Raw genomic sequence first — 8,953 nt, forward strand, 5'->3', positions numbered from 1 at the left:
GAACCCGCGTCCGAATTTCTTTCTATAGAGCGGACTACGTGCGTAGTCTACGGTTATCGTCAGTAGACAAGACTGTCTGAAATACGCGACCTCAGCAAACCCCATTTGTTTTTTGAGATGGTTTACATGGCAGTTCCATCAAGCCCGTTTTTATTTGCCGACTTAACAAGGTTTCTTGCTTTTTGTTATCGGTGCAAGACCCTCATGCTTTATGGTTTTGCTTATTAAGCAGCCATTGGCATAGCGTAATCGTTAGATTCAGCAATTATGGTTTGGTCTCCTTTTTACCAGGACCTTGGACACCAGCCTGGGCACGCCCACAAAATTTCCAGAAACCCGTCGAAACCAGGGCACCCCCATAAAATTATGTGATATCTCATTATAACAGAAGCATAAATGTAAGTCTATTTAAGAGCTTAGAGCTATTTTGATAAAAATGAGAAGTAGGTTAAAATAGAGATAACAAAGGATGACTCTATGATTCTTGCCGCCAAGATCTTCACTGGTGCAGTTGCCCTACTCCACTTCTACTTTCTTATTCTTGAGATGTTTCTATGGGATAAACCAAAGGGACTTAAAATCTTTGGCAATACTCTAGAGAAAGCAAAGATCTCTAAGGGCCTGGCCGCCAATCAAGGACTCTACAATGGCTTTCTAGGTGCCGGACTCCTCTACGGACTCTACACAGATGGAAACACAAGCTTTGAGTTTATTGTCTTCTTTCTACTTTGCATGATCATTGCCGGTTGCTACGGAGCAATTAGTATCTCAAGAAAAATATTCTTTATACAAGCGGCCCCCGCTCTCATTGCACTCTTTCTCACCTTCAACTTTAGGTCTGACCTCACAAGCCAAATTCAAAACTTCATAAATTAACAATAAGTAAAACTAATTATATCAGTCGCTTAGCTTATAAAGTTTTTCATAAATATTCCGATAAGACTCTCGTGAGAGAGTTATTATTTACTACATTCTGCCTACTTTTGTTGCAAGCACATGCGGCCGAACCATGCCACCCATCTGAAATTTTTGGGGAGCTAAGTGGCATGAATTTTGTCGGAAAGAAAGCTATCCCCGTGAAATCTTGGACCAAGCTCCCTATGACTCTCTCCATCCACGACGGTGAATACGGACGCCTGAAGTTTAAGGACGGAGATCACATGAAGTTCACTTATACTGGAAAAGACCTTAAAGGAAAGGACTACTCCAAAACCTTAGAGTCAGATATTGGTAAAGATAAAATTGCCAACGTCGAATTGATGAAGTGGTTTGATGAGGCCCACACCTTTAACGGCGGAAAAATTAAAATACAATTATATAAAAACAAAGAAAATATATGCACTCACAACATGGAAATAACTGGTGGCGATTAAACTCTTTCTAACATTCATACTTCTTATTAACACTACGATGGCCGAATACGAATGCTATGAGGACCTAGTTGATTTTCCACCTTTCTATGTAAGTGATGAATACAGACAGGGCGATAAGATGTATGAGAACTTCAGAAATCTAAAAAATGCCAATATTAAAGATAGATATATTCCAAGAGGATCAATCGTCTTTATCGACCCACAAGTCTATGAGCAATTTGAAGGCTCTGAAAATGGTAGAGTCCCTGTAAAGGTTCTAACTGTTCCTTCGATAAAAGCAGAAAATGAACTCAAAAATAAAACAAAAGGTAGATCAAGTGACAATATAAAAAGTGTTGCTCTTGGAACAGGAAGACAAACTAGAGTTAAGAAAAATGACAAGGGATGGATGAGCCTAAAAAGTATTAGATCAGTTGATGAATATACTTTTGCAGTAGAAAAAGATTCCCTTATCTACGATACTCCTGGAATTGATGCTGATAGAAATTATTATATTAAATTAAATATGGAAAACGGAAAGTTTAAAGTAAGAAACTGCTGTATTCCAGATGAAGAGCTTAAAGATGGTGAAGAAGAGACTTGCTTTTCTAAATATGAAATGACTGTCATTGATGATGATAGCAATGAGCTACAATCTAATTATGTAAACTTTAGAGAATGTAACTTCTTTGATGGAGCTCTTCCAATTAAAGATGAGCAAATAGATGCCTTTAGTGGAATACTTAAGAGCTTCAATGAAGATAATCCAAACTTCAAACTAGCGGACCTAGAAGTCGTTCCCTCCCATCAAAGCTGGAGAGGAAATACTCCTATTGAAAGAAGAAAAGAACTCGTCAAAGTTCCAATAGATAAAAATGGAGCAGGTCCTTTTGGAAGTATTCACTACAGAGGTGATGATAAAGCAAACTCAGATGCCTACTTAAAACCAAATGCTCTTTGTGCCTTTACTCAAGTGCTTAAGAAGTGGGAAAAGGAATGTACTGAGCCTGGCTGTAAAGCAATGTTTGGAGACCTCTACCATCCTAAATCATGGAGAAGCCATAGCACCCATGGATCTGGAGACTGTATTGACCTTCGCCCATTTAGAGCAAATGATGACAATACAACCAATGGACTAAAGTACGGTTGGGAGAGATATAGTCAAGACAAGACAAAGAGATTTATTCAACTTCTAGAGAAGGCCGGAGGATCTCCTATCTACTTTAACGACCCTGCAATTAGAAGAACAACTAAGGCAAGAAGAATGCGTGGTCATGATAATCATATTCATGTATGTTTCGATGAAGATGCTGCTAAAACAATGCAAACATGTAAAGACGGATTATAGATGACTCAAAGTAAAATTCAATTTCTTCCTTATACTCCTATGTATAAGGAGTTCTACCTTAAGGAGTGCAAGGCACTGGAAAAGGTTCTAAGAAATAACTGCATCGATATCCATCATGTTGGATCAACTGCAATTAGTAAAATAAAAGCAGTTCCCGTCTTAGATATACTCTGCATTGCCCACACTCTTGATGGCATAAGTATTTTTGAAGATGAATTTAATAGACTTGGACTAACTCTTGTAAAAGAAGAGAAAGGCCCTGAGAGAATGATCTTTGAAAGAAAGAGTAAAGATGATGGTACTGTCTTAAGTAGAATTTATATCTATGAGAAGAGTGATCCTAGAATTGATGATATTCTAGATCTTAGAGATTATTTAAATAAGAATGAAGAAGCGGCAAAGAGTTATGAAGCGAGTAAGCTTGAATTCTCAAAAGATGCTGATAGTTATGAATCTAAGAAGTCTGCTCTGATAGACGTCATCCTAACTGCTCTTTAATACCTATAAACACTATTATTAATTAAATCAGTATAATCATTTAATAATAGAGTTCCATTTATGATTGGAAGAATCGAAGTATTAAATTCATCGGCATCAACACGGTGTTGCTTTTCTTTATCAAAGCATGATTCGTGTAAGATATCCTTTGCGAACTCTCCGTACTTATTTTTTTCATAGTGACATGACCTAGATACTCTTGGACAAACTAGCCCCTCACTCTCAATTAACTTATTACGCCCTAAGTAAATAGCTTCAGCATGAACTACAGCTTCTTGAATTCTCTCTGAGTCATAGTAATTACAGTTTAAGCTCTCATCCCAACTATCATCTAAGAACATTCTAATTCCAAATCTCTTATTTAACTTCCACTTAGAATTATTACACTTTAGATATGGCCTTAATTTATAGCGAGTCTTTTTATTTTTAAAAGCAGGATCATCAGAAAAGAGAAAGAGCATATTCCAAAATCTCATCCCATTATAATTTGCTACTAAATCAGCATTAGAATAAACACCAGTCGTCGTTAAACCAAAGTAAGAGTTCTCAGTAAATTTTCCCCATCTAACGGCTGACTCTACACTGCCCTCTTCTTTTATATATGCACGCCTAAAAAATCCAAAGCCCTCAACAAAGAAGTGGCCAATCTTATCAACGCCCACTCTTCTACCATCAAGATTCATCACGCCAAGTAGACCTTTAAGGTTTAAGGAAACTCCCTCAAGCCAAGTAATACTAGAATATACGGAAAAATCAAATTCTGTTTTTACAATCATATTACTAGGTATTGATTCATCAATATCAACGGCAATTGAGTGACCGATAAAGGGGCTAGAGATATGAGATTTTACAATATCGTATGTCTCTTCTGCTGATACTGGATCAACCGGACAGACGACTTCATTTTCATTGAGTTCAGCAACGGCATTTCTTAGTGCACTATTAATCTTTTGATCCAAGAATCTTGTACCATCAGCTAGGAACTCAACATTTCTATATGAATCAATTTCCGCCCCTTGGGCAAAGTTGCCACAGAAGGTAGAGAGAATTGATAATAGTGTCAGAAAATTTCGCATGCCCAAGTCTATGTCAAAGTAAGTAGAGATAGAGCTGCAGTGAAGAAATGACTAGGGCCGTATGATATTTAGACGGCCCTTAAGTTATTAGAAATATTGATTTTAAACAAGATCAGTTTTCTTAACTTTAGAGTGCTCATTCTGATTGAGTCCACACTGCCAGTAGCTACTAGTGTACTTCTCTTCAAAATCTAGATCAGACTGCTCTTTAAGATATTGCCTAATCTCATTAATAGCTAACCTCTCTCCAGCGCACCATAGAGATAGTTTTTGAGTTGAGTTTAATTTGATTTCTTTAAACTTCTCTAGAAGCTTCTTAGCTGTGAAGTCTCCCTCAATGAAAGTGAAGTTGAAATTCTCTACTTCTTGTAAGTCTTTAAAGTAATTGAAGTCTTCACTACTTTTGGCCTCAAGGATAATATGGGCCCTCTTAGATAGCTTATTCTCACTCATAAGCTCTAGTTGAACCTTTAGCGCAGGAAACGCAGTCATATCTCCAATTAGAATAAATTCATCTAATTCTTGATTGATATCTCTTCTAGGCCCTGGTCCATAGAAAGGCATCACATCACCAACTTTAGCTTCTCTTGCAAACTTAGCGGCCGGTCCTGCTCCACCATGATTTACAAAATCGACAGAGAACACTTGCTTGTCCATATCCACAGTTGCAACTGAGATACTTCTCATCACTTCTTGAGAGTTCTCATCTAGGACTGAGAGCTTTATATAGCCCCCACGGTCTTTTAGATCTATGTGATTTAATTGTGATATATCGACGGTGAGCCGTCTAAGGTTTGGAGTTATAAGTGATGAATTTAATATCTTACTTTTATTTAATACTCTTTTCTTTGCCATAGGACTCTACTAGTTCAATAAGTTCTTGGTTCTTAGTTTCTCTAGCTAGATTAATCGCTGTTTCGCCTCTTGGCCCTACTATATTTAGATCTACGCCCATTTCAAGCATAAATCTAACTTCATCGATATATTCATTTCTTAGAAATACCATGAATTGATCAAAGTAATCATCTGGGTTCCACTCTAACCCAAGGGAGACAAATAATTTTACGAGATCAAATCCTCTCGCCCACCAGGCAACCTGGGCAAGGTTATTACCATAAGAATCTAAGAGTTTAAGATTTGGTTTAAAGCGCAGGATCTCATTAATTATATCTTTCTTATCTTCAAATACTGCCGTCATAAGAAATGTATCACCACGACTATCTCTTAGATCTACAATTGCAAGATCATCACTAGGAATCCCTCTTAAAAGCTCAAGAGCACTTTCACTATCCATTTCTTTAAATTTCAAAAATGCGAGTAAAAAGGCCGCACTTGAATCTTCCTTATGAGCTTCAAGATCCATTATCGCGAAGTGATTACTTCCCATCTTAAAATAACCTATCCCTCTAGCGATCTCAGCAGCGCTTCTCTCTCCAAGAGACTCCAGTCTCTTAAAGTTCAGCTGGTTACTTGGTTCCAGGACAAGCAGTCTTCTAAGGATACTGATTTCGGCCTCTTCATTACCTAGTTCAATATAGACCTCTCTAAGAAGATTCAGACTTTTTACGTCTTGAGGATTGAGAGAAGATGCCGCCATTAAATTTTTAACGGCTTCAGTTAGCATATTATTTCTTAAGTAGAGCTCTCCAAGAAGCTTATAGGTTTTAAAGTACTTTGGAAGTTCTAGTTTTGCTTTTTTAAGAAGCTCAATAGACTCAAGAGAATCTAACTCTAGAGCGCGGTCAATAATCTTCTCTGCTCTTACCCACTTCATAGCTGTTGATACTTTACCGTAGATAGTCTTATCACCACAGTAAGCATTGGCATCGTCGGGCGTTCTTGAAGTCACTCCAAAGAGCTCGTAATCTCCACTATTATTCTTTATAAATACTGGTCCACCAGAATCTCCAGCGCATGTATCTTTTCCATCTCCACCAGCAATAAACTCATCTCCTAAGTCTTCTCTGATATTTGTTTCGACTTCAAACTTTACACCATTAGTTCCATCTTCAATCTTACCAAATCCAACTAGTGCAACAGCACTTCCCTCAGAAGCTACTCCTGTAGAGCTAGGAGAAATCAAATTGCTTACATCGACTCCTGCACTCTCCTCTAAGTCAATAAGAGCAAAGTCAAATGGTGAGTCCTCGCCTAAGTAATTTGGGTGAATTCTAATATCTTTAATTTTCGTATAAGTTCTTTCTGTAGCATCGATATTATCTGTAGTGATAACAGATCCATTAATATAGTAAAGCTTATTTCTTTTAAAGCAGTGGGCGGCACTTAGAACGGTCTTTTCATCTATGAGTGTCCCCGTACAGAAACTCTTATCAACCTTATCATCGGCCCCTAATTTAGAAATAGAGACCACGCTCTGCCACTTACCATCATCAACTCTCTCTCCACCAAAGATCTTAGAAGAGATAGCCTTCTCTGATGAGATGGACTCAAGTCTTCCACTGCATGAAGTAAGTAGAACTAAGAATGTAAGTGTAAGTTTTAACTGCACAAATGCTCCTAATGAATTCCAGCCCACTATAGCATTTCTAGTAGTAAATTGAGTGAACCATGTATTATTTGCAAAGCTAAAGTGTCTAAATTACATACAGTTATGCAGGGCTATCTTCTGGAAAACTCTTAACTAACTTAACTAAAAAGGCAGTACCGATTAATCCACCCAGAATATTAGCGATAAATCCGGCCCAATAGATTCCCTCATACGAGTATAGACTTCCTAGCATCACTGCCAGAGGGATATGGATAACAAAGATTCTTAAAAGATTAATCAATAAAGAAGTCTTAGACTTACCAATAGAATTATGTGAGGCCACAGAGTTTTGCATTAGAGCAAGCCCTATGATGGAGAAGATCATTATTTTTAGATAAGTACTAGCGACTTCAATCACCTTAGGATTGTCGTTAAAAACAGAGACTAGATTCTTAGAGAAGAACATAAGTAATAGTCCACAAATAAAGATCCAGATTGAGGAATATTTATTCGCCATAAAAAGCGCGGTCTTAATTCGTGAATACTTCTTGGCCCCATAATTTTGCCCCACAAAAGGAGAGAGAGAGGCCGCAATACCAATTAGAACAATTGAAAAGAGTGCCTCAATTCTGGTCCCTACTCCAAAGCCTGCCACAACAATTTCTCCGTGCGAGGCCACAAGCTTAGTCAGCACAAGCATAGCAATTGGGTTCACTAAATTATTTAAGAATGCTGGAAAGGCAACCTGAGTGATCTTTCTCCAGTTATCTAAGAGTTTTTTTATAGGAATAAACGGACTTGTGAGCACATTATATTTCTTTTTTAAAACATAGACCGCTGCAATCAATGTAAAGAAGCGAGAGAGTGCTGTCGCAACCGCGGCACCTTGAAGTCCCATTGCAGGGATAGGTCCAAAACCAAAAATAAAGATTGGATCAAATATAAAGTTACCTAGGCCAGCAACTGCCATTACCATAGCTGGAAACTTTGTATTTCCCATTGCTCTGATTACACTATTACCAGTCATAGGAACAACAATTAGAGGAATAGATAAATACCAAACACGCATATACTCTGCGATAAGTGGTATGAGATCTTTTGGCGCTCCCATAAAGAGAAAGAGTGGCTCTATTGTAAGCTCTCCTACAATGACAAGAATGACTCCGAGAATAACAACCATGGAAAGACTATCAGTAGCATAGCGGGATACTTCATCCGATCTTCCAGAACCTAGCGCCATAGAAACAAATGAAGTAGCGGCAATTCCGATACCAAAGGCAACAGCTCCTACCATTAGAGGAATAGGAAATGTGAAGGCCACAGCTGCTAGCTCTCTATGTCCAAGTTTACCAATATAATAAGTGTCTACGAGGTTGAATATAATTATTGAGAATACACCGAAGATCATAGGCCCTGCGAGAGAGACTAGTTGACTGCCGATATCCCCTTGCGTCAAACGTGCTTTCATGACTGAGTTATAGCACCTTAGAAGAAGTTTGCACAATCTTAACAAACGAATTACTTAGACATAACACTGCCTACTTTTAACTCTCATATACTAATTCTAGATTTTCATAAGGAGAGGTAGTGAAAACCCTAGAACTTATAAGCTTTGATTTATGCCCATTTGTTCAAAGGTCAATAATTACTCTTTTGAAGAAAGACATAGAACACAAAGTCACACACATCGACTTGAATAATAAGCCTGAGTGGTTTCTGGAAGTTTCTCCTCTTGGAAAGGTACCCTGCTTAAAAGTTGGTGATGAAATACTTTTTGAAAGCGCTGTCATCAATGAATTTCTAGATGAGATTACCGGAGGAGAATTCCTCCCAAAAGATCCTCTAGAGAAGGCCAAGCTTAAGGCCTGGTCTGAGTTTTGTTCCGCCCTAACAATGACTCAATTCGCTGCCATGGCAGCAAAGGAAAAAGAAATTTATGAAAAGAATATTAAGTTATTTAAAGAACAACTTGGACGACTTGAAGAACATGCTTCAGGAGGTTCAACATTCGATCCTTCAGGTTTCACTCTCACCGATACCTGTATACTCCCAGTCCTACAAAGGACGAAGTTTCTAGATGATTATTTTCAAACTAATATTCTAGCAAACTATCCAAAACTAAATAAAATATGTCTTGCACATATGGAACAACCTTATGTGCAAGGCTCTGTCCCTAGGGACTTTAATGTAA

At 37.9% G+C, this 8,953-nt stretch carries 9 protein-coding genes and 1 other RNA gene; 5 read left to right on the forward strand and 5 right to left on the reverse strand.

Annotated features, from left to right (window positions below; all coding sequences use genetic code 11):
* Positions 1 to 358, reverse strand: a transfer-messenger RNA (tmRNA) gene (gene ssrA, locus ABX784_RS13540); the annotation flags it as partial.
* 119 nt (positions 359 to 477) lie between these two features.
* Here ssrA and ABX784_RS13545 point away from each other — a divergent pair.
* The 4 genes from ABX784_RS13545 to ABX784_RS13560 all read left to right on the forward strand — a co-directional run bounded on the left by ABX784_RS13545 (position 478) and on the right by ABX784_RS13560 (position 3,198).
* Positions 478 to 876 (forward strand): DUF1304 domain-containing protein, encoded by a 399-nt coding sequence (locus ABX784_RS13545; protein WP_372655591.1) that lies wholly within the window; start codon positions 478 to 480, stop codon positions 874 to 876.
* A 170-nt stretch (positions 877 to 1,046) separates the two neighbouring features.
* On the forward strand, positions 1,047 to 1,373 hold the full coding sequence (locus ABX784_RS13550) for a hypothetical protein (RefSeq protein ID WP_372655592.1): 327 nt from the start codon (positions 1,047 to 1,049) through the stop codon (positions 1,371 to 1,373).
* Entirely contained in the window at positions 1,363 to 2,700 is a 1,338-nt protein-coding gene (locus ABX784_RS13555; RefSeq protein ID WP_372655593.1) for a hypothetical protein, read from the forward strand. Before ABX784_RS13550 ends, ABX784_RS13555 begins: the two co-directional genes overlap by 11 nt.
* Complete coding sequence (locus tag ABX784_RS13560; RefSeq protein ID WP_372655594.1) at positions 2,701 to 3,198, forward strand: GrpB family protein; 498 nt, start codon at positions 2,701 to 2,703, stop codon at positions 3,196 to 3,198.
* Here the strand turns inward: ABX784_RS13560 and ABX784_RS13565 are convergent.
* The 4 genes from ABX784_RS13565 to ABX784_RS13580 form a co-directional block, all read right to left on the reverse strand.
* On the reverse strand, positions 3,195 to 4,274 hold the full coding sequence (locus ABX784_RS13565) for a hypothetical protein (RefSeq protein ID WP_372655595.1): 1,080 nt from the start codon (positions 4,272 to 4,274) through the stop codon (positions 3,195 to 3,197). The genes ABX784_RS13560 and ABX784_RS13565 overlap by 4 nt on opposite strands.
* A 102-nt stretch (positions 4,275 to 4,376) precedes the next feature.
* The gene (locus ABX784_RS13570; protein ID WP_372655596.1) at positions 4,377 to 5,129 is read right to left on the reverse strand and encodes a siderophore-interacting protein; all 753 of its coding nucleotides are present in this window, start codon (positions 5,127 to 5,129) and stop codon (positions 4,377 to 4,379) included.
* Positions 5,104 to 6,783, reverse strand: a complete 1,680-nt coding sequence (locus ABX784_RS13575) for a trypsin-like serine protease (protein ID WP_372655597.1) — start codon at positions 6,781 to 6,783, stop codon at positions 5,104 to 5,106. The genes ABX784_RS13570 and ABX784_RS13575 overlap by 26 nt, the downstream gene beginning before the upstream one ends.
* A gap of 100 nt (positions 6,784 to 6,883) precedes the next feature.
* Positions 6,884 to 8,230, reverse strand: a complete 1,347-nt coding sequence (locus ABX784_RS13580) for an MATE family efflux transporter (protein ID WP_372655598.1) — start codon at positions 8,228 to 8,230, stop codon at positions 6,884 to 6,886.
* Positions 8,231 to 8,349: 119 nt separating this feature from the next.
* Between ABX784_RS13580 and ABX784_RS13585 the strand changes: the two genes are divergently transcribed.
* Positions 8,350 to 8,953, forward strand: a 604-nt coding sequence (locus ABX784_RS13585; protein ID WP_372655599.1) for a glutathione S-transferase family protein, incomplete at its 3' end; no start/stop codon positions are given.

This window comes from Halobacteriovorax sp. (genome assembly GCF_041587335.1).
Lineage (GTDB): Bacteria > Bdellovibrionota > Bacteriovoracia > Bacteriovoracales > Bacteriovoracaceae > Halobacteriovorax.